This window comes from Clostridium luticellarii (assembly GCF_002995845.1).
Classification (GTDB): Bacteria; Bacillota; Clostridia; order Clostridiales; family Clostridiaceae; genus Clostridium_B; species Clostridium_B luticellarii.
Map to the genome: position 1 here is coordinate 58,989 of NZ_PVXP01000008.1, position 20,563 is coordinate 79,551.

Sequence of the window (20,563 nt, forward strand, 5' to 3'; positions counted from 1 at the left end):
TTGAATTCAATAAAAATAAAAGACGGCTCATGAATTTTACACATAAGCCGATCTTTAATTTATATCTTTCTAAATCATTTTATTGACTGAATGATACTGTCAGCAAGTTCTTCCATCAAATCAAGTTCTTCCTTTTTCATACTGGAACTAAGTGACATATCCTTATCCAAAACAGTCATTTCCTTCATTCCATCCAAGAACTTACGTATCAATTTGCCCGACTGAGGAGCCCAGGAACCATTTTCTATGATGGCAAAAGTACGCTTTTGAAGATTCAATGCTTTCATATGCTCCAGATAATCAAGCATTGGCGGATAGATTTTGAGGTTGTAGGTTACACATGCAAGAACCACATGACTGTATTTGAAAGTTTCTGAAATCAAATAGGATACATGGGTTTTTGAAACATCATACACAACAACATTTTTCATGCCTTTTTCCACCAGTTCAGCCGCCAGGCTATTGGCAGCAGATTCCGTATTGCCGTACATTGAGGCATAAACTATCATTACACCCTTTTCTTCAGGTTCATAACTGCTCCACTTGTCATATTTATCAAGAAAATATCCCAGATTACTGCGCCATACCGGCCCGTGCAGAGGACAGATAGTCTTGATATCCAGCTTGCTGGCTTTCTTCAAAAGTGCCTGAACATGAGGTCCATACTTACCTACAATATTTGTATAATACCTTCTGGCATCATCAATCCAATCCCTGTCAAAAGCTGTTTCATCATTAAACAGCTTTCCACCCAGAGCGCCAAAACTGCCAAATGCATCTGCAGAGAACAGTACACCATTTGTAGTATCATAGGTAACCATGACTTCCGGCCAGTGAACCATTGGGGCAGTTACAAATGCCACCTTGTGCTTTCCAAAAGACTTGGTGTCCCCTTCTTTAACCTTCTCTACTTTTTCACCTAAATTGAACCCAAACTGATTTAAAAACATAAAAGCTTTTTCAGTACATATAATCTTTACATCAGGATAACGAAGAATAATTTCTTCAATGCAGGCTGCATGATCCGGCTCCACATGATTGATTACCATATAGTCAAGAGTTCTGTCTTTAAGAACTGCTTCCAAATTTTCAAGGAACTGACGGCATACTGCCCAGTCAACAGTATCAAAAAGTACAGTTTTTTCATCCAGAAGCACATAGGAATTATAGGAAACTCCTCTTGGAATCGGATGAATGTTTTCAAATAAAGCGAGGCGATTATCATTTGCCCCAACCCAGTACAGATCTTCATTTACTTTTCTAACACAATACATGTATTTAATCCTCCCCCTATGTTTATTAATTATCAAGTGATTCTTAGGCTCAGTTGAGTTTGCTAATAAGGAATGCTTTCTCTATCTGAACCTTAGAAGAACTTATCCAGGCGCATAGCAGTGCTTATCTCCCACTTTAAGAAAAGCAGATGTCCCAAATCTTTGATTTGGTGACAGTCGCTTTCACAGAGTGCGTTGGGAGTATTAGCAATGGTAGCATTCGGATAAATCAGCATTCTATAAATGCATTTTTTTCTTCACCGCAAGCAGGACAAACCCATTCCTCTGGTATATTTTCAAAAAGTGTACCTGGAAGTACTTCACCTTCAGGATCTCCCACAGCCGGATCATATTCATAGCCACAGCCATTGCAGACATAATGCTTCCAGTCTGGAACAACTTTCTTAGGAACTGCCCTTTTCATCTTCTTCATAGGTGGTGCCTCCTTTTTAGGCTGACCATTATCCAGTGCGGCAGTGAGAAGCGGAACAATTTCAACTAAGTCGCCAACTATACCATAATCTGAATTCTTAAAAATTTTGGCATTAGGATCTATATTTATAGCAACAATTGTGGAAGCATCCACTATACCTTTCAAATGCTGGACCGCACCGGATATGCCGCAGGCAATATACAGATTCCCCTTGAATTTTTGCCCTGACATACCAACGTAGCGGTTCAATGGTAAATACTTGAGAGTTTCAGCTACCGGACGAGAAGAACCTATAGCTGCACCTGCTTGTACTGCTAAATTTTCTATAAGCTTCATATTTTTTTTCTCTCCTACACCCATGCCTATACTTACTACTCGTTCTGCCTTATTTATAGGAGTATCCATCGGAATTCCAACTGTAAAATCATATCCATCTTCTTTAAGAGCTTTTACAAGGGCATCAACTTTTTCTTTGGAAGTTCCTTTATCAAAAATAATTTTCTTACGATAACCCGTTGTCGGTGTGTGTTGTGAAGTTTTAACCGCAGTTTGTCCTCTCGGTGTCTTACCAACGATATGGGCGGCAATAACCACTCGCTGAATCTCATTGGTTCCTTCATATATAGTACAGATCTTGGCATCTCTGTAAGCACGTTCAACCTCCATGCCTTTCATATAACCGCTGCCTCCGAATATCTGAAGAGCATCATTTACAATTTCGAGGCAGGAATCCGATGCATATTGTTTTGCCATAGCCGACTCCATACTGTAGGATTCATGATTTCCCTTTAATTCTGCTGCACTATAGATAAGCAATCTGGAAGCCCTGAGCTTTGTAGCCATGTCTGCCAGCTTAAAAGCAATAATCTGCTGTCGGCAGATTGGTTTCCCAAACTGTACTCTTTCCTTGGAGTACTCCAGAGCATTCTCGTATGCTCCCTGTGCTATACCAAGAGCCTGAGCCGCAATACCAATACGTCCGCCATCCAAAGTGGACATTGCGATCTTAAAACCCTGGCCCTCCTTACCTAAGAGGTTTTCCTTGGGAACCTTCACATTGTTGAAAACAAGCTCCGCAGTAGCCGAAGATCGAATACCCATCTTGTCATAATGTTTCCCAAAACTAAAGCCTTCCCAGCCTTTTTCCACAATAAATGCACTTATGCCATGGGTACCTATATTCGGCGTAGTAACTGCAAAGACTATATAAATATCAGCTTTTCCCGCATTGGTTATAAATATTTTTTCACCATTTAAAATATAGTGATCACCTTCCAATACAGCAGTAGTCTCTGTGCCGCCAGCATCACTGCCTGCATTTTCCTCGGTTAAACCAAATGCCCCGAGCTTTTCACCTTTAGCCAGCGGAACTAAATACTTTTGCTTTTGTTCTTCAGTTCCATAAGCAGCAATGGGATATGTGCCCAGGGATGTATGTGCAGAAAGAATTACACCTGTCCCACCATCAATTCTCGACAGTTCCTCAACAGCTATAGCATAGCTGATTACATCCAGACCAGCTCCTCCATATTCTTTTGGATATGGAATCCCCATAATTCCCATATCAGCCATTTTATGAACAATTTCATCTGGAAATTGATTCTCCTGATCAAGCATAAATGCAATAGGTTTGACTTCTTCTTCAGCAAATTTTCTGATTTTCATTCTCAAATTTTCATGTTGCTCCGTAGTTTTAAAAAACATTTACATCCCTCCCTTTTATTAAATAATATTCCTCAATGTTAATCTAAAACCTCTACATTAATTATAGCCTTCAGTATATTTCTTAACAATCTTAATACCCAGCCATTTTTCTTATAAATCTCCATTAAAATGGAAATAAAATTTATTCTGCCCAACTGTCACCTCCTCTCTTCTTATTTCTTTTATTTTTAGAGTTTTAGTATTATTTAAAAAAAATTATTTATTAATAGTTATTCTGTGAATACTTTTATTTAGAAGAATTAATTGACTGAACAATACTGTCCGCAAGCTCTTCCATAGGATTGGTCTCATCTTTTTTCATGCTGGATCTCAATGATACCTTCTCATCTAGAACAGTCATTTCTTTCATTCCATCCAAAAACTCGTGCATCAATTTGCCTGACTGAGGAGCCCAGGAGCCATTTTCTATAAGGGCAAAAGTACGCTTTTGAAGATTCAATGCCTTCATATGCTCCAGATAATCAAGCATTGGCGGATAAATTTTCATATTATAGGTTACGCATGCAAGAACCACATGGCTGTATTTGAATGTTTCAGAAATCAAATAGGATACATGGGTTTTCGAGACGTCATACACAACAACATTTTTTATGCCTTTTTCCACCAGTCTGGCTGCCAGATTATTAGCAGCAGATTCTGTATTGCCGTACATTGAGGCATAAACTATCATCACGCCTTTTTCTTCAGGTTCATAACGGCTCCACTTGTCATATTTTTCAAGGAAATATCCCAGATTACTGCGCCATACCGGCCCGTGCAGAGGACAAATGGTTTTGATATCCAGCTTGCCGGCTTTCTTCAGAAGTGCCTGAACATTAAACCCATACTTGCCTACAATATTTGTGTAATACCTTCTGGCATATTCAATCCAATCCCTGTCAAAATCAACTTCATCATTAAACAATTTGCCACCTAAAATACCAAAGGTACCAAATGCATCGGCAGAGAACAATACACCGTTTGTAGTATCATAGGTAACCATAACTTCCGGCCAGTGAACCATTGGGGCAGTTACAAACATTACCTTGTGCTTTCCAAAGGATTTGGTATCTCCCTCTTTAACCTCTTCCACTTTTCTGTCTGCAATAAAACCAAATTGTTTCATAAATACAAAGGCCTTTTTGGTGCATATAATCTTTACCTCAGGATAACGCAGTATAATTTCTTCAATGCAGGCTGCATGATCCGGCTCTACATGATTGATTACCATATAGTCAAGAGTTCTGTCTTTAAGAACTGCTTCCAAATTTTCAAGAAACTGACCGCATACTGCCCAGTCAACAGTATCAAAAAGTACAGTTTTCTCATCCAGAAGCACATATGAATTATAGGAAATTCCTTCTGGAATTGGATGAATATTTTCAAATAGGGCAAGACGATTATCATTTGCCCCAACCCAATAAATATCTTTATCTACTTTTCTAACACAATACATGTATTTAATCCTCCCTGTTATGTTTATTGTGAAATTTAAACTTTTTTCGTATATTGTATGTTTTTTAACATTAGTTTTAGTATACTATAAAATCCGGGCAAATTGAATCCTTCAAAAATATATTAATTTCAACATAATCTACCACCTGCTTAAACTAAAAACAAACAGCAGAATCAATTTCTCCTGCTGTTTGTCTCTAATTTATCTAATAAAATTTGTCATGATATGACCTTCATCATAAGGTAGAGGAAATTTTTCCTTTCCGTCATGAACTACCTTGAGAAGCCAGGCCATGGCTCTTGCATTTTTACGAAGTGTCTGTATTCCCTCGCCATCTTCCATAACCTCACCTTTATCCATACCATAGGCGGAAGTCCAATATTGGGACGGCGGTAAAATTGTTTCCGCCAGATTGAGATAGTTATTCAGCTGATGTACTACATCCACACCTCCTGCACGTCTTACCACAGAAATAGAAGTTGCCACTTTAAACTTAAAATAGCCTGAACTTGTAAAGAACACCCTGTCTAAAAAAGATTTCATGGCTCCTGCAATTCCGGCATAATATGTAGGTGATGCCAGAATAAATCCATCTGCCTCTCTCATTTTTTCTGCTGTCTCATTGACAATATCATCCTTAAAAACACATCTGTTTTTCTCGGAAGTTGAACAGTATCCACATGCTGTACATCCATGGATATCCAAATATCCAACTTGAATAATCTCCACATCTATGTCCTGCTTTTGCAATTCATCTGCCATTACCTTTAAAGCCTGGCTCGTATTTCCGCCCTTTCGAGGACTTCCATTTATAGCTACAACTTTCATAATTCAACCTTCTTTCAAATATTATTATTACAACTATAAACCTTTTAGATGGCTGTAAGTCAATAGTATACAACAAAAAAAGTTTATTTGTTCTTGCATTTGCCTTAGAGTTAACTGTAAGATGTATAATAATAAAATAAAACATGATTTGAGGTGATTAATTTGGAATACACTATTTCCCAGGCAGCCAAAAAAATGAATTTAACCACATATACATTAAGATATTATGACCGGGAGGGATTGCTGCCTTCTATCAAAAGAAACAAATGGGGAAACCGTATCTTCACTCAAGATGATCTGGAAATGCTTTCCGTTGTCTGTTGTCTGAAAAATACGGGAATGAGCATAAAAGATATAAAACAGTTTACAGACTGGCAGAATCAAGGAAATTATACACTACATGCCCGCAGTGACATGCTCCTAAGACATAAAGAAAATGTGCTGAAACAAATAGACTCTTTAAAGAAAAATCTCATTTTAATTGACCGCAAACTCAGCTACTACCAAAATGCCTGCAGTGCCTATGATTCAGGTCTGCCTGTCCCTCACTGCTGCGGTTATTCAGAAAAAAATCTGGATTAAATCAACATGATTGATCCATGATGAACATGCAAATAATTCTGTGTCCTGGATATACTTACCTGGGGAATCTAAAATGACCTGTTATTCTAGGCATCCAGTACATAATTTCATCACCTTCTCTGGCATAGGGCGGTGTACTATGTATTATATAGGGGATGCCATCTGATCTCCTTTTATCGGAAACTATAGCTATGTGTTCAGTGTGATCAAAGGTCAATATATCTCCCGGCTGCCACTGCCTTAAATTTTCAAAATCATTAGGTTTCAGCTGGGTGGTAATACTGGCCGCATGATTTTTAAAATAAACATAGAGGATGGACACTCTTCTGAAATCTATGTTTGAATCCGGCCTGCTCTGAATTTCCCTATAATTTTCAGGATGCTCTTTCATATCTTCGTCCACCATATCCTTAAGATTATACCCTGCATCCTTAAAGGCTCTCCAGACCAGGTCGGTACACACCCCCTCATTTTCCGGAGGATATCCGCCTACATAATACCCACTTTTATATTTTACTTTTTTACGGGCTTCTTTTCTCGCTCCGAGAAGTATATCTTCCTGATCCTTTATGCCATCTCCGTCTTTATCCGAATTCTCAAAAACTATTGTTTTCCTTAGTTTCTCATCAATTGCCTCATGCTTTTTTTCATTAACTATGTCTTTACTCTGTACCTTTGCTGTATTATTACTATGAAACACATTTTTATGTGTCAAAAATTCAAATCCTGCAATAGCCAAACAAATCAAGCCCAGAAATACTATAAAAAATTTTTTTCTCATTTATTAACCTCTTGCTTCTTAATTTTTTCTTTATAGATGCCAATTTTTCGCTCCAAATGCAGTATATTCTCTTCTATATTGTTTTTTTGAATATGCAGTCTATTCATCTGCTTTTCCAATAGCTTTAAGCGCTCTTTCAGAGTGATATCTCCCATATATCGAAGTTTGGAATAATATTGAATTTGTTTAATGGGCATATTTGTAGCTTTTAATCTAAATATAAAATTGAGCCAGGATATATCTCTTTCACAATATATCCGTCTATTGATGTCATCTCTTTCAGGATGGATCAAACCAATTTTTTCATAATATCGCAATGTATCAATACTCAATTCAACTTTTTTAGAAAATTCTCCAATGTGATAATTCAAATATATTCACCTGCCTATTGACATGGAGTTAACTCCAGCATGTAACATAATCTTATCAAATACAAGGAGGTAATTCAACCATGAAAAGCCGATATGAATTAGGAGTAAATAAGCTAAGTGAAGTTGATGGAACAGGCGGCACAGGAGTAGTAGAATCACTTAAAGATATTGCCCCGGATCTAGGAAAATATATTATTGAGTTTGCTTTTGGCGATATTTATACCAGGCCGTCATTAGATTTAAAACAGAGAGAACTAGTTACTTTATCTACACTTGCAGCACTGGGTGGATGTGAGAAACAATTAGATGTTCATATTAACGGAGCATTAAATGTGGGAATATCAAAGGAAAAAATAATTGAAGTTTTTATACAGTGCATACCTTATTTAGGTTTTCCCAAAGTGTTAAATGCCGTTTCAGTTGCAAAAAATGTTTTCCTGAATAGAGGTATATAAAATAATTACTGAGCACCGTACTATTCATACTTGAATTCTACGGTGCTCTTACTTCCATGATATTTCTATATGTAAATTTTAAGATCAGCATCCATTTTCAAATAATATTTATCATTAAGCAGTCCATTCAATGCTCTTTCAATGGTCTCATTCTCTTTTCTTCTAATATATGAGAAAGCCAACCAACAAAGCAGGGCACCAATAACCATTCCCGCAAAAAAATAAATCAACACAATCATCTCCTTTAATATTACAAGCATATTATTTTAATTAATTTCAAAACTTTTATTAATTTTTTTGCTATTTTAATAATAGTAGTAATGACTATTTACGTTATTGTCAATAAAAATTTCTTTCTGAATCACTTGATAAGAGTATTGATACTTATATATAATATTAAAAAAGGAGGTTTAATTGACTAATGTCAAAGATATATATTGATTCAACTATTTATACTACGAAACCAGCAGGTTCCCGATTACCCAAGGAAATGGCGGTTTACAATTTGCTTGAAAAGCTTGATATACCCTATATTCGTATAGATCACGATGCAACGGCAAGCATTGAGGACTGCTATGATGTAGAGAAGCTTTTGGGAATTGCCATCTGTAAAAATTTATTTTTATGCAACAGCCGGAAAACTGATTTTTATCTACTTATGATGCCCGGAAATAAAAAGTTTAAAACAAAGGAATTATCTTCACAGATTCAATCTTCCCGCCTATCATTTGCACCGGCAGTTTATATGGAAAGATATCTTGATATCACACCAGGATCCGTGAGTGTTATGGGACTTATGAACGATACAGAACACAAAGTAAAGCTTTTAATCGATGAAGACATCCTAAATGAAGAATATTTAGGATGTCATCCCTGTATTAATACCTCAAGCCTTAAAATTATGACAAAATACATTATAGATAGATTTCTCCCTTATACAGGCCATTCTCCAAAGTATGTAAAGCTAACAGGAAAATAAACATACATAAAATGAGTTAAGAAAAACATAGTGCAGTTAATGTGTAATTGGGGAAATATTCAAATTATTATTAAAGTAGGCACCTTGCGATTAGGTGCCTACTTTAATATTTACTCTTGAGGTACATAATATTTTTATCTCGCTAAGGTTTTATCCTTAGGACAATTATTATTATATACAATATTTGTTAAATATCAATGACATATTTGTAAATTTTATGGAAATAATCACCAGAACATAATTTCTTCCATATATCCAACAACAAGATGACTATTCTCTCTTTTCTCTAAGGCACAAATAAGTTAGTACCCAGAAAAGAATGAAACCAAACCCAGTCAGCACTGCTGCTGTAATTTTACCATCACTGCTTGACATCCAGTTCTCCGTCACGGGCAGCCTTGAAGCAATTCCAATAATACCTAAAATCCATATGAATGGTAGAAAAGGCCACCACATCCTTCCATCCTTCTTACTTCGGATAAATGCCAGAATAACACTGCCAATAAGCAAAATGGATATTATGAAAATTCCCAGATAATTTGACAAATATACAGTCAGCAGGGGTGGAATAAATATTTCAATCAATATAAATGAACCAATCATCAAAGAACAGATGAGCCATGTAAACAGAAAGGAAGCAACCTTTCCTCTAATAATTTTTGTATAAATACTTTTGTGTATTATAAAGAATACAATTTCTACAAATAAAAAGCTCAGCAGGCCGTATATAATCAATACGAGAAGGTTTATCCCCTTATCCGGAGATGCCAATGCACTCAGCAGTTCAAAAAAGGAGCTGATACCAAAAACCAGGCCTGCCAATTTCAATATTTCTTTTCTGCTGGATTTGCCAAGATTGTGAATTAATTCATCCGCCGCCAGCTGTGGACTTTTTCCAAAGAATTCTTCAGCAGATTGTCCATCCTCCTGGGCAGAAATTATATCTTGTAAAATCTGCAGTAATAAGTTTTCTATCTCATAATCGTCATAAAATAATCCGGCACTGCGGATGTATACCAGCAGCTGTTCATAGTACTTTTTATTCTCCTCCCTCAATTTTTCACGTAACTGATTATTTTGTTCAATAATTTTGTTCACAGAATCCTTTTGTTTATTCATGCAGTTTCTCTCCTTTCAGGCATATGAGATTATCAACCTTAGACGCCAAATCCTCCCACTGCTCAATAAAATCTCTGCAGTGAGCCTTTCCCCCTGGGGTTATACAATAATATCTTCTGTCCGGACCCTCCGGTGAAGGTTTTATTGTGCTGGAAAGATAACCTTGCTTTTCTAATTTTTGCAGCAGCGGATATACGGTACCGGCAACTATTTCCTTAAACCCGTGTTTTTTTAGCAGCTGAATCATCTCATATCCGTATACCTGATTCTCTAAAACAATCAAAAGCACGCATCCTTCCAGCACACCCTTCAAGAGCTGAGTCTGCTTCAAATTATCCCTCCTCACCTCATCTATTGTGCAATACATATTAGCTTTGATATTATTATATGCCAATTCACCTATTATGTAAAGCATAATAGGTGAAAAAATTTCTATGAGTATTTAAACAAGTTTTTTTCTTAAAGTATAACATATGCTAAATGCTAAAAACGCTAGGGATACTGTTAATACGGTTCAGATGTAAATAAGCATTTCTTATAAGCAAACTCCATCTGGGTCTAAGAATCACTTGATGTGCAGGAATTAGTAATTTTCTCATTTTTAACTCTTTTATTATTATATATAGATAAAAATATTACTAAAATTAAAATCAAAAGACTCCACAAAGCTGCTTTAAATAATAACAGCACAAATGATAGGATGAGTATGGAAATTGCAATTTTCAGCTTGATACTGTGCAGCAGCTTAAATCCAGCAGCTAATCCAATTATTGCATTAGATAGGAAAAATACATTGGCACAGGTTATAATTTTATCCAGATTTATGAGGTTTACAGCAGACAGGAATAAAACTACAAAATGTATACATACAAGTGTTATGATAGCATTAGTTGGGCTCCCATACCTGTTTATATATGACAGATATGCAGGCAGCTTATTGTTTGCTCCACGCTGTGCACTCATTCTTGAAACTCCCCCGACTACCATAAGATAGGTGCACATGCATAGTCCTGATGCAGCAGCAGTGATTACAGGTAAAGAAAATGAACCAAACAGCGGAGTCATGATTGCCAATATATCGTGATTGCTGGCAGACACATTTTGTATGGAAAGGGCAACAATAATATATAAGCTGATAATTACTATTAAGCTTACAGTCATTGCTTCAACAAGTGTTTTTTTAGGATTTTTTATATCTTCAATATAGTTGCCTACAATTTCCCATCCTATGATTGCCCAAAATAAAAGCAAGAGAGTATATCCAAATTTAGAAATTGAAAAGGACGTCTGGGGTACATGTACATTTGAAGCAAAAATCAGTGTATACATACTTCCGCAAAACAATAGTACAGCTGTAAATCCTGTTAAGATTAAGGTGACTTTTCCCAGAGCTTTTACACCATACATAAGAATCAGGGCACATATGATCTCCATCCCGAATGCGATTATCTCCACTTTTATATTTGAAAACAGGCTGAAGTTTTTTAAAAAGTCTGCAGCTGTAATCATCACTGCCGTAGGGCCAAAGCAAACTGCAGCTGTGAGAAAATTTGAAGTCAGTTCCCTAAAAAAATCTCCAAAGGCATTTCCAACTGCAATTGCAGCACCTTCATTTCCAGGGCTTTTCAGACTCAAGAATATAAAAACATAGGCAAATATAATACCCAGCAGCATTATAATAATCCAGGCAGCTATTGCCCACCCCCCAACCAGCCTGTAGGCAATGGGCGGCAGCAGTATTATTCCTGATCCCAGTACCGAGCCTGCTATGAGGCCGGAAAGTGTTATTGTTCCAATATTTTTACTCATATTTTACATTTAGTGATAGGATTTAATAATCAAACCTTCACTAAACTTCACCCCCTATTTTTTCTAATCTTGTTGCAGCCAACTGTATTTTTTTAAAATTTAATTGAAAAATTCATTGAATTTCCAATAGATTTATATTAGCATAAGATTAACTATTAATAAAATTGAATTATTTGAAAATACAATTCGATTTTATTGAATTCACTGGAGGTATATTATGGAGTTTAGAAATATGATAACATTTTCGGAAATTGCCCATTTGAAAAGTTACACCAGGGCGGCAGAGGAATTAGGATATGCTCAGTCTACTATTACAACCCAGATTAAACTTTTGGAGGAGGAGCTTGGTGTAAAACTGTTTGAAAAAATCGGAAGAAAAATACATCTTACTTTAAAAGGCGAAGTATTTCTCAAATATGCAGAAAATATAATAAGTCTTACAGAAGAGGCCAGGGAAGCGGTGAGCGGTGTAGATATTCCCCGTGGAATTTTAAGAATAGGAATTGTGGAGTCCCTGTGTACTATGAGACTTCCAGAACTGCTCAAAAATTATCATATGAAATATCCTGAAGTAGAAATCATAATTAAAGTTGGAGTTTGTTCGGATTTAAGAAGTATGCTCAAAAACAATATAGTTGATCTGGCGTTTATTCTCGATAAAACAACTGTTGATCCAGATTTGATATGCTGCATATCCTGCAATGAACCCATGATATTTCTTGCCTCTCCAGTAAACAGGCTTGCTGACAAGAAACAGGTTACAATGGAAGATATTAAAGATGAGCCTTTAATTGTAACGGAAAAGGGCTGCAGCTATAGAAATATTTTTGAGAAAATGTATCAAAAATCAGATCTGAAACCTAATATAGCTTTGGAAGTTGGAAGTATTGAAGCAATTAAAAGTTTCACCATGAGTAATCTAGGAATAACCCTGCTTCCCGTTATGACTGTAGAGAAAGAAATCCAAAATGGACAGCTTGTCGGGTTTGATCTGGATGGATGTGAATTTAATATGGCAACACAAATACTATATCACAAGAATAAGTGTGTAACAGCTGCAATGAGGGCTTTTATATCAGAAGCCAGGGGCTAATCACTCAATTATGAGAGTAGGTATGGGGAGAGAGATACCCACTCCCAAAGGCCATATAACTCCCAGCAGATGTTTAAACCATATTTTCCGGCTTGATAATATGGTCAAACTGTTCTTCTGTCAAATATCCCAATTCCACAGCAGCATCTTTCAAACGGATTCCTTTTTTATGGGCAAGCTTTGCAATCTCTGCTGATTTATCGTAACCGATGTATGGATTAAGTCCGGTTACCAGCATCAAGGACTTATCCAGATTTTCCTTCATTTTATCCACCTTAGGTTTTATCCCCGATGCACAATTATTGTTAAAGGATACAATTACATCTGACAACAGCCTGACAGATTGTAAAAAATTATATATGCACACTGGCATGAACACATTCAGCTGGAAGTTTCCCTGTGAAGCACCAAAAGAAACTGCAGTATCGTTGGCAATTACCTGGCAGGCCACCATAGTTACAGCTTCGCACTGTGTCGGATTTACCTTGCCCGGCATTATAGAGCTTCCAGGTTCATTTTCAGGAATAGTTATCTCCCCAAGGCCGCATCTGGGGCCGCTGGCATACCATCTGACATCATTGGCAATCTTCATCAAATCTGCTGCCAATGCCTTTAAAGCACCATGGGCATAAACCAAATCATCCCTGCTGGTTAAAGCATGGAACTTATTTTCGGCAGTGACAAAATTCGTATCAAGATAATTGCTGATTTCCTCCGCTGCAATTTTCCCAAAGTCAGAAGGTGCATTGAGTCCCGTTCCCACAGCCGTTCCTCCCAGTGCCAACTCTCTCAGGCCTTCTATAGATTGTTTTATATTTTTATCTCCCTTGATGAGCATCTGCTTCCATCCGCTTATTTCCTGAGAAAATGCTATGGGAACGGCATCCTGCAAATGAGTCCTTCCTGTCTTTATAACTTCCCTGTTTTCTACCTCAAGACATTCCATGGTGTCTTTCAGTATATGTACTGCCGGCAGTAATTTATTTTCTATTTCCACTACAGCAGCTATATGCATAGCCGTTGGAAAAGTGTCATTTGAGCTTTGGGACATATTTACATCATCGTTGGGATGAATGAGCTTTTTCCCCAATATCTGATTTGCCCGGTTGGCAATGACTTCATTTACATTCATGTTGCTCTGGGTTCCGCTGCCTGTCTGCCAGACCACCAGTGGAAAATTATCATCCAATCTGCCTTCATAGATCTCATCGCACACCTGCTGAATAACCTTCATTTTTTCATCATCAAGCTTGCCCAGTCTATTATTGGCCCTTGCAGCTCCCTTTTTTAAAACACTGAATGCCCTGATCACTTCTATGGGCATTTTTTCTATACCTATTTTAAAATTTTCAAAACTCCTTTGGGTTTGGGCACCCCATAATTTATCGGATGGGACTTTCATTTCTCCCATTGTGTCCTTTTCTATTCTATAATCCATAAAAATACCTCCTGTTTATTTTTTTGCTAAATCCCCAGTATGTTGGTTCATAAAATAAGAATAATATGTTATAAAACTGTATCGGCTAATCTCAATTAAGGTATAATACCAAATCCTATAACAATTAATATACAGTATATAAATAAAATTATATTCCCACCAAATCCTACCTTGGACAAAACTCTAACAACCTTATTTTCTTGTATATTTGAAGGTTTGGTATAACCTATCCCTAATACCCAGTAAACAAATAATAGAAATAAATTCAAACTACTTGAAACCATTAATGGCAGCCATTCAGAATCGCTTATTCTTAATTTCACCGCCCAGGCATATATACTAAAAACAAGTAATAAGCATGATAAAATAACTAAAGTGGTTCTAACAAATTTAATAATCTTTTTAATAATAACACCTCCTAAAATTCATATTTTTTGGGGCTGGTACATAATACCTTATATATTAAAGCCCCAGATGATCCATCGTTTTATTCTTTTAGAAAATTTTCTATTTACATTTCTCTATGATACCTGGAAAAATATATCATATAAACTACAAAAATAATTAAATATGCTATAAGTGCAAATGAAATTATAAGCAAGTTGACCTTTAAAAAGCCATATACAATCACAAGAATACCAAATACTATTCCCATAATATCAAAAGCTTTTGCTTTGGATTTGTCTTCAATGCTGGCATCCCGTTCATCCTTATCTTTTTTCCCAACAAAAAATTTATGATATATCCCGCTTATGACCAAATATACCGATGCAGATATTAAAATTGCAGATATAGTCTCCAGAGTATATCCTCCTACAAAAAACATACCCACCGATGAACTGATCAACAGTATAACTAATATTGCAATAAATACATAGTTAAAAGTTTTCATTTTCCATCCCCCTCATAAATAAAAATTTCTTCAATGCTCATGTTAAAATATCTTGCTATCTTAAAGGCCAGTATTATTGACGGATTATATCTGCCATTTTCAAGAGAGCCTATTGTCTGTCTTGATACTTCAAGAGCTGCCGCCAAATCCTCCTGTTTCAAGCCATGTTTCTTTCTTATTTCTTCCAGCCGGTTTTTCACATTCTGCCCCTCCTTATGGAAAGCAGCCTTTCCATATGTCAAGTATATCAGAATCATTCTTAATGTCAAGCACACTTTCCATAAAAATGACAGATAACCTTTCAAGACTCCCACAAATCAGCAGCATTTACATACTTAGAGCCAAATAAAATTCTACCTGAAAATAAAAAGCTGGTTACATGTCCTGATAGCACAGGTAAACTTGCCAAAGATCCCGATTGACTTGCTGAAAAACGCAGCTGGTATAAAGATGCAGTTAAAAAAGATGGACAGTCTGTATGGTCGGCTCCCTACATAGATTCCACAACGAAAAAACCTATGATTACTGTTTCAAAAACAGTAAAAGATAAAAAGAAAACACTTGTAGGCGTAATGGCAATAGATTTTTTTCTAGATAGCATATCTAAGGAGGTTGAAAATTATAAAAGCATTGACAAAAGCAATCTATTTATTCTGGATAATAAAAGCGGCAAATACTTTGTTGTTCCAAGCAATGATAAAAGTATTAATAATATGGAAAATAAAAAAACAACATTAATTAATTCAATAAATAAAATTTCTGCAGTTTCTGAAAACAATGTTTCTAGCTCTGAAGAAATCAATTCATCAATAGAAGAATTTAGCTGCTACTATTCAAAATATTTCAGGTTCTATAGAAACATTTTGAAAGATGGCTAATACTCTTGAAAATATATACTTCTATGCCAAATTCTTTTTCACATCTTCCCTGCTTTTCTTTTTTGAACCCAGTGCTTTATAAATAATTCCAAGCATTATAAAGCATACAGGTGTTACAAATAGAGCTACACGAGTTTCACTATTGAGGGCCAGTACAACTAATACAAAAGCAATAAATGCTAGAATTCCATAGTTGGCAATTGGGTAAAAAGACATCTTGAATTTGCCTCTGGCCGCAAATGCAGTGTTGGCTTTGCGATATTTCAAATGACAGATCACTATAATAGCCCAGATAAAGCAAAATGTAGATATGCTGGTAATAAGTACAAACACACCTTCCGGCATAATATAGTTCAGAATAACTGAAATCAAAATAACTGCTGCAGAAAACATCAAAGCATTAGAAGTACTTTATGAGAAGTCAATTTTCTCATTGAATCAGGTGCATTGCCTTCTTTAGAAAGAGAGTAGACCATACGGCTTGTACTAAATATACCGCTGTTGCAGGCAGAAGCTGCCGATGTCAGCACAACAAAGTTTATAATACTTGCTGCTGCTGCAATTCCCACTCCAGCAAACACCTGTACAAAAGGGCTTTTATCCGGATTAATTGAATTCCACGGATATATGCTCATGATGATGGCAAGTGCTCCGATATAGAAAATAATAATTCTAATTGGAATATTGTTAATGGCCTTTGGAATAACATGCTCCGGATCCTCAGTTTCACCAGCTGTCAAACCTACCAGTTCAATTCCCGTGAAGGCAAATACAACCATCTGGAATGAAAGTATAAAACCACCTGCGCCATTTGGAAACCAGCCTCCATGATTCCACAGGTTTGCAAAGCTGGATACACCTGCATTTGTAGAAAATCCCCTTATAATCATAAATGTACCCACTGCAATCAATGATAAAATTGCTTAGAATAAAAATATTATTATGCAAAGTCATTCTACCAGCAACAAATTTCTTATTCTCCAAAAGGTATATAATTAAATTTCACAAAAGAAAACTTGAAATTAACTTCCATTGGTGATAACTTAATCTATGGATACTTTAAAAATATATAAATTGTAAAATAAGAAATGGTGTATTTATGAAAAATGATATGAAAATCAACAGATACCTGAAAAAAGCAGAAGAGGCTTTTGAAGAGGACAACCTAATTAAAGCACTGAATCTATACAGGAGGGTTTATGAACTTTCAAAGGGTAAAGATATAGATGCAATAATCAACCTGGCATTGATATATGACTTCTGGGGAAAATCAAAAAAAGTAAAGGAATATTACAAAGAAGCTTTAATCATAAATGACTGTGAAGAAAGGGCTTATTATGGGTTGGCTTCAATATATGATGAGGGAAATTATGAAAAAGCTATAAAATTATATAAAAAAGCCATTTATATAAATCCCTGCTATTATAAGGCCTACTTTTTTCTGGCAAATTCATATGATGTATCCGGCAAAAAAGATCTGGCAATAAAAACTTATAAAAAGCTGTTGAGTTTGAACCCCACTGATTTTTGGGCGAATTTAAACTTGGGAAGCATTTATGAAGAAAAAGATCAAAATGAGCTTGCATATAGGAGATTCTCAAAAGCTTTGAAAATAGACCCGAATAATTATCTGGCCCTGTTCAACATGGGTGTGATCTGCCGTAAATTCAACATGTCGGAAAAAGCTGTCAGATTCTATGAAAGATCTATTGAAAAAAATAAAAATTATGAATACAGTTACTTGAATTTAGCAGTAATCTATAAATATAAAGATACAAAAAAAGGCATAAAAATTTTATCCTGTGGAATCGACAACTGCAGTGAAGTTCATTTTTTATACTACAACAGAAGCTGTTTCTACGCATTGATAAATGAGGAAAACAAGGCCTGTGAAGATATAATAGAAGCTTTAAAATTACATCCTCAATTTTTAAAATATATTCTGGAAGATGAAGAACTTGAAAGAGTAAGACAATTGAATTCATTTAAAAAATTCATTGGAAATACCACATAAAATTTATATTTTATTATCATATTTTATTTAAAAAATCTACCATGATCTGAATAAATTTATCTGGTTTTTCGAAATGAATATCATGACCGGATTTTATCTTTACCATTTCATTTCCCTTGAGCAGACTATGTACATTTCTGGCATCTTGGTCACTGTTGGCTGCATAAAGCACTCCATCCTTTCCATATAATGTATTTGCCTTAATATATACTGAGGGGCAATTTATCTTAGATAAAATTTTCTCCTGATTAATTCCTTTAAACCAGGAACCTGTATAAAACGTTTCCGAAAAATCCAAATCAAAGTCATCTATATAAAGGGTACCGTGAATCCATTTATATGGTACATACCATAATTTCAGAGGTTCTCCACTATGCTTTTCTCTATAGTTTCTCGTACTTCTTGCTATAATGGATCTCAAATTTCCAAATAGTCCCCAAATATAACTATTTTCCATATAATACACTACATAATCTTTAATTTCTGTTTGACTTTTAAAATTATGTACTGTTTCAAAATTCTCCCGCCAAACAAAAGTGTTTTTCATCTCTTCCGGTTCCACACTAAAAAATGGCGAATCCTCCAGAACTACTCCCAATACATTTTCCGGTGAATTGGCTGCAATCCACGCTGCCAAAATTCCTCCGGAGGAGTGACCTGATATTACAACCGGATTTCCAATAACATCTTCAATAAACAGGATAAAATCCTGCCCCATAGCAGCTCCTGTATATTTTGAGGAATCATGACTGGATTTCCCATGTCCATGACAATCAACAGCATACACGTGATAATACTTAGCTAATCCCGGGAGCACTCTTGAATAATCCTCCCACTTCATAGACTGCCCATGTATCAATAAAAGAGCCGGTCCATTATCAGGTCCTTCAGCATAATTCAGCAGAGTTCCATCATCAAGAGCTATGCGTTTTTCCCTATATCCAGTGCTGTACGTTTCCTTCAACGGTTTTTCATCGTAATGCATGTTCTTATAAGCATAGATGCTGACAGCAACTACTGCAGCAGCAACAATTACAACTAAAACAATCAAAAATATATTCATATTCATCTCCTTTTGTATTGAATAAATTACCTACACCTTAATTATCTCCTTGCTTTTCCGGAAATATGTTCAATATTTATTTTTATCACTTTCACTTTTGAATTTGCCTTTTTCAGGTACTCTCTGCCTTTTTCCACATATTCTTTTGAATACTTTTCCAGCATTTTCAGCATGGCCGCATTTTTTTCATCATCGAAAATCTCTTCCGCCCTTCCAAATATAATTACACTTTCATAATTGGTAGTGAATTTATCCGGCAGAACATAATTTTTCCCGACTACACAAAAAGAAACTTTGTTTTGGTTTACTATATTATCCAATTTATGTCCCTGTTCAGCACTGTGAAAATATATGGAATTATCGGCATAGACATAATTTAATGGTACTCCATAAGCATATCCATCTTCACTCACTGTAGATAAAACACCATATTCACAGCTCTTTAATATTTCTATAACTTCAGTATGCCCAATCTCTCTGTCTTTTCTTCTCAAATCTCTAAACATAATTATTCCTCCATATCATCGGGATATAATTTTAATTTTACACCATTTCATCTTTTAAATAAATCTCAAACTTATGTCCAGAGCTTTTACCGAATGTGTAAGGGCACCTATTGATATTATATCCACTCCTGCAGCAGCAATACTCCGCACATTTTCTTCAGTGACATTTCCTGAAGCTTCCAGAACAAATCTTCCATCTATAAATTTTACAGCCTTTTTCATCTCATCCACGTCCATATTATCCAGCATTATTACATCCGCTTCGGTATCAGCTGCTTCCTGGAGCTGCTGCAGGTTTTCCACTTCCACTTCTATCTTGACAGTAAAAGGCAGGCTGTTCTTTATTTTTGCAACAGCTTTCTTTATGGAACCCACTGCCTTTATGTGATTGTCCTTTATCATCACATAATCTGAAAGATTCATCCTGTGATTATACCCTCCTCCCACCTTAACCGAATACTTGTCCAGCATCCTGAATCCCGGGAGTGTCTTTCTGGTATCCACTATTTTAACATCATAGTCTTTTACAAGTTCCACCATTCTTCTGGTTTTGGTTGCAATGCCGGACATCCTCTGCATTATGTTGAGGGCAACTCTCTCCCCCTTTAATATGGATCTGGAACTGCCCTTTATCTCCGCAATGACACTGCCTTTCTCAACCCTATCACCGTCTTTTATTTTTGCAGCAAATATTATGCTGTCATCTAAAATTTCAAATACTCTTTCTGCCACGGCAATACCTGCAGCAATACCAGATTCCTTTGAAATAAATTTACCCTGTGAAATCTGGCCCTCAGGTATCAAATTATCAGTGGTTACATCTCCATAATCTATATCCTCCAGAAGTGCTTCCTCTATCAATTTGTCAACCATTAAAAAATTCAAGCA

General features: G+C 35.9%; 21 protein-coding genes and 2 pseudogenes. 6 read left to right on the forward strand and 17 right to left on the reverse strand.

What is annotated here, in order from left to right:
• Nucleotides 1–74: 74 nt before the first annotated feature.
• From CLLU_RS04690 to CLLU_RS04705, 4 genes are all read right to left on the reverse strand, one after another.
• Nucleotides 75–1,274, reverse strand: coding sequence for an FprA family A-type flavoprotein (locus CLLU_RS04690; RefSeq protein ID WP_106008419.1), 1,200 nt, complete (start codon nt 1,272–1,274; stop codon nt 75–77).
• A gap of 229 nt (nt 1,275–1,503) precedes the next feature.
• A complete protein-coding gene (locus tag CLLU_RS04695; RefSeq protein WP_106008420.1) occupies nt 1,504–3,411 on the reverse strand; it encodes an acyl-CoA dehydrogenase family protein in 1,908 nt (635 codons plus the stop codon).
• Between the two features lie 247 nt (nt 3,412–3,658).
• Nucleotides 3,659–4,867 carry an FprA family A-type flavoprotein gene (locus CLLU_RS04700; RefSeq protein ID WP_106008421.1) on the reverse strand — a complete coding sequence of 403 codons (1,209 nt, stop codon included), beginning with the start codon at nt 4,865–4,867 and terminating at the stop codon, nt 3,659–3,661.
• 201 nt (nt 4,868–5,068) lie between these two features.
• Nucleotides 5,069–5,695 carry a flavodoxin family protein gene (locus tag CLLU_RS04705; RefSeq protein ID WP_106008422.1) on the reverse strand — a complete coding sequence of 209 codons (627 nt, stop codon included), beginning with the start codon at nt 5,693–5,695 and terminating at the stop codon, nt 5,069–5,071.
• Between the two features lie 162 nt (nt 5,696–5,857).
• On the opposite strand from CLLU_RS04705, the gene CLLU_RS04710 reads away from it, so the two are divergent.
• Entirely contained in the window at nt 5,858–6,277 is a 420-nt protein-coding gene (locus CLLU_RS04710; RefSeq protein ID WP_106008423.1) for a MerR family transcriptional regulator, read from the forward strand.
• A gap of 55 nt (nt 6,278–6,332) precedes the next feature.
• On the opposite strand, the gene CLLU_RS04715 is transcribed toward CLLU_RS04710, so the two are convergent.
• Nucleotides 6,333–7,058, reverse strand: coding sequence for a DUF1287 domain-containing protein (locus CLLU_RS04715; protein ID WP_106008424.1), 726 nt, complete (start codon nt 7,056–7,058; stop codon nt 6,333–6,335).
• Complete coding sequence (locus tag CLLU_RS04720) at nt 7,055–7,429, reverse strand: MerR family transcriptional regulator (RefSeq protein ID WP_106008425.1); 375 nt, start codon at nt 7,427–7,429, stop codon at nt 7,055–7,057. Before CLLU_RS04720 ends, CLLU_RS04715 begins: the two co-directional genes overlap by 4 nt.
• Nucleotides 7,430–7,509: 80 nt before the next feature.
• On the opposite strand from CLLU_RS04720, the gene CLLU_RS04725 reads away from it, so the two are divergent.
• Nucleotides 7,510–7,884, forward strand: a complete 375-nt coding sequence (locus CLLU_RS04725) for a carboxymuconolactone decarboxylase family protein (protein WP_106008426.1) — start codon at nt 7,510–7,512, stop codon at nt 7,882–7,884.
• Nucleotides 7,885–7,949: 65 nt separating this feature from the next.
• Here CLLU_RS04725 and CLLU_RS18655 read toward each other — a convergent pair whose 3' ends face one another.
• The gene (locus CLLU_RS18655; RefSeq protein WP_158255874.1) at nt 7,950–8,114 is read right to left on the reverse strand and encodes a hypothetical protein; all 165 of its coding nucleotides are present in this window, start codon (nt 8,112–8,114) and stop codon (nt 7,950–7,952) included.
• A 191-nt stretch (nt 8,115–8,305) separates the two neighbouring features.
• On the opposite strand from CLLU_RS18655, the gene CLLU_RS04730 reads away from it, so the two are divergent.
• A complete protein-coding gene (locus CLLU_RS04730) occupies nt 8,306–8,863 on the forward strand; it encodes a prolyl-tRNA synthetase associated domain-containing protein (RefSeq protein ID WP_106008427.1) in 558 nt (185 codons plus the stop codon).
• Nucleotides 8,864–9,133: 270 nt separating this feature from the next.
• Here the strand turns inward: CLLU_RS04730 and CLLU_RS04735 are convergent, their stop codons facing one another.
• The 3 genes from CLLU_RS04735 to CLLU_RS04745 form a co-directional block, all read right to left on the reverse strand.
• Entirely contained in the window at nt 9,134–9,982 is an 849-nt protein-coding gene (locus tag CLLU_RS04735; protein WP_106008428.1) for a DUF1129 domain-containing protein, read from the reverse strand.
• Nucleotides 9,975–10,313, reverse strand: a complete 339-nt coding sequence (locus tag CLLU_RS04740; RefSeq protein WP_106008429.1) for a PadR family transcriptional regulator — start codon at nt 10,311–10,313, stop codon at nt 9,975–9,977. The genes CLLU_RS04735 and CLLU_RS04740 overlap by 8 nt, the downstream gene beginning before the upstream one ends.
• A 227-nt stretch (nt 10,314–10,540) precedes the next feature.
• A complete protein-coding gene (locus tag CLLU_RS04745) occupies nt 10,541–11,791 on the reverse strand; it encodes an APC family permease (protein ID WP_106008430.1) in 1,251 nt (416 codons plus the stop codon).
• 217 nt (nt 11,792–12,008) lie between these two features.
• Between CLLU_RS04745 and CLLU_RS04750 the strand changes: the two genes are divergently transcribed.
• Nucleotides 12,009–12,884: a LysR family transcriptional regulator gene (locus CLLU_RS04750; protein ID WP_106008431.1), complete on the forward strand. Its 876-nt coding sequence runs from the start codon at nt 12,009–12,011 to the stop codon at nt 12,882–12,884.
• 73 nt (nt 12,885–12,957) lie between these two features.
• Here CLLU_RS04750 and fumC read toward each other — a convergent pair whose 3' ends face one another.
• From fumC to CLLU_RS04765, 3 genes are all read right to left on the reverse strand, one after another.
• On the reverse strand, nt 12,958–14,322 hold the full coding sequence (fumC, locus tag CLLU_RS04755) for a class II fumarate hydratase (RefSeq protein ID WP_106008432.1): 1,365 nt from the start codon (nt 14,320–14,322) through the stop codon (nt 12,958–12,960).
• 511 nt (nt 14,323–14,833) lie between these two features.
• Entirely contained in the window at nt 14,834–15,214 is a 381-nt protein-coding gene (locus tag CLLU_RS04760) for a DUF2178 domain-containing protein (protein ID WP_242977472.1), read from the reverse strand.
• Entirely contained in the window at nt 15,211–15,414 is a 204-nt protein-coding gene (locus CLLU_RS04765) for a helix-turn-helix transcriptional regulator (RefSeq protein ID WP_106008433.1), read from the reverse strand. Before CLLU_RS04765 ends, CLLU_RS04760 begins: the two co-directional genes overlap by 4 nt.
• Nucleotides 15,415–15,657: 243 nt before the next feature.
• Between CLLU_RS04765 and CLLU_RS04770 the strand changes: the two are divergent.
• Nucleotides 15,658–16,092: pseudogene (locus CLLU_RS04770) on the forward strand (PDC sensor domain-containing protein); the annotation flags it as partial.
• Between the two features lie 21 nt (nt 16,093–16,113).
• Here the strand turns inward: CLLU_RS04770 and CLLU_RS04775 are convergent.
• Nucleotides 16,114–17,015 (reverse strand): annotated as a pseudogene (locus CLLU_RS04775) (amino acid permease); the annotation flags it as partial.
• Between the two features lie 176 nt (nt 17,016–17,191).
• Between CLLU_RS04775 and CLLU_RS04780 the strand changes: the two are divergent.
• Entirely contained in the window at nt 17,192–18,106 is a 915-nt protein-coding gene (locus tag CLLU_RS04780) for a tetratricopeptide repeat protein (protein WP_106008435.1), read from the forward strand.
• A gap of 16 nt (nt 18,107–18,122) precedes the next feature.
• Here CLLU_RS04780 and CLLU_RS04785 read toward each other — a convergent pair whose 3' ends face one another.
• The 3 genes from CLLU_RS04785 to nadC are packed head-to-tail and all read right to left on the reverse strand — an operon-like array spanning nt 18,123 to nt 20,560.
• Nucleotides 18,123–19,169 carry an alpha/beta fold hydrolase gene (locus tag CLLU_RS04785; RefSeq protein ID WP_106008436.1) on the reverse strand — a complete coding sequence of 349 codons (1,047 nt, stop codon included), beginning with the start codon at nt 19,167–19,169 and terminating at the stop codon, nt 18,123–18,125.
• 41 nt (nt 19,170–19,210) lie between these two features.
• Nucleotides 19,211–19,675, reverse strand: coding sequence for a pyridoxamine 5'-phosphate oxidase family protein (locus CLLU_RS04790; protein WP_106008437.1), 465 nt, complete (start codon nt 19,673–19,675; stop codon nt 19,211–19,213).
• 54 nt (nt 19,676–19,729) lie between these two features.
• On the reverse strand, nt 19,730–20,560 hold the full coding sequence (nadC, locus tag CLLU_RS04795) for a carboxylating nicotinate-nucleotide diphosphorylase (RefSeq protein WP_106008438.1): 831 nt from the start codon (nt 20,558–20,560) through the stop codon (nt 19,730–19,732).
• Between the last annotated feature and the right edge of the window lie 3 nt (nt 20,561–20,563).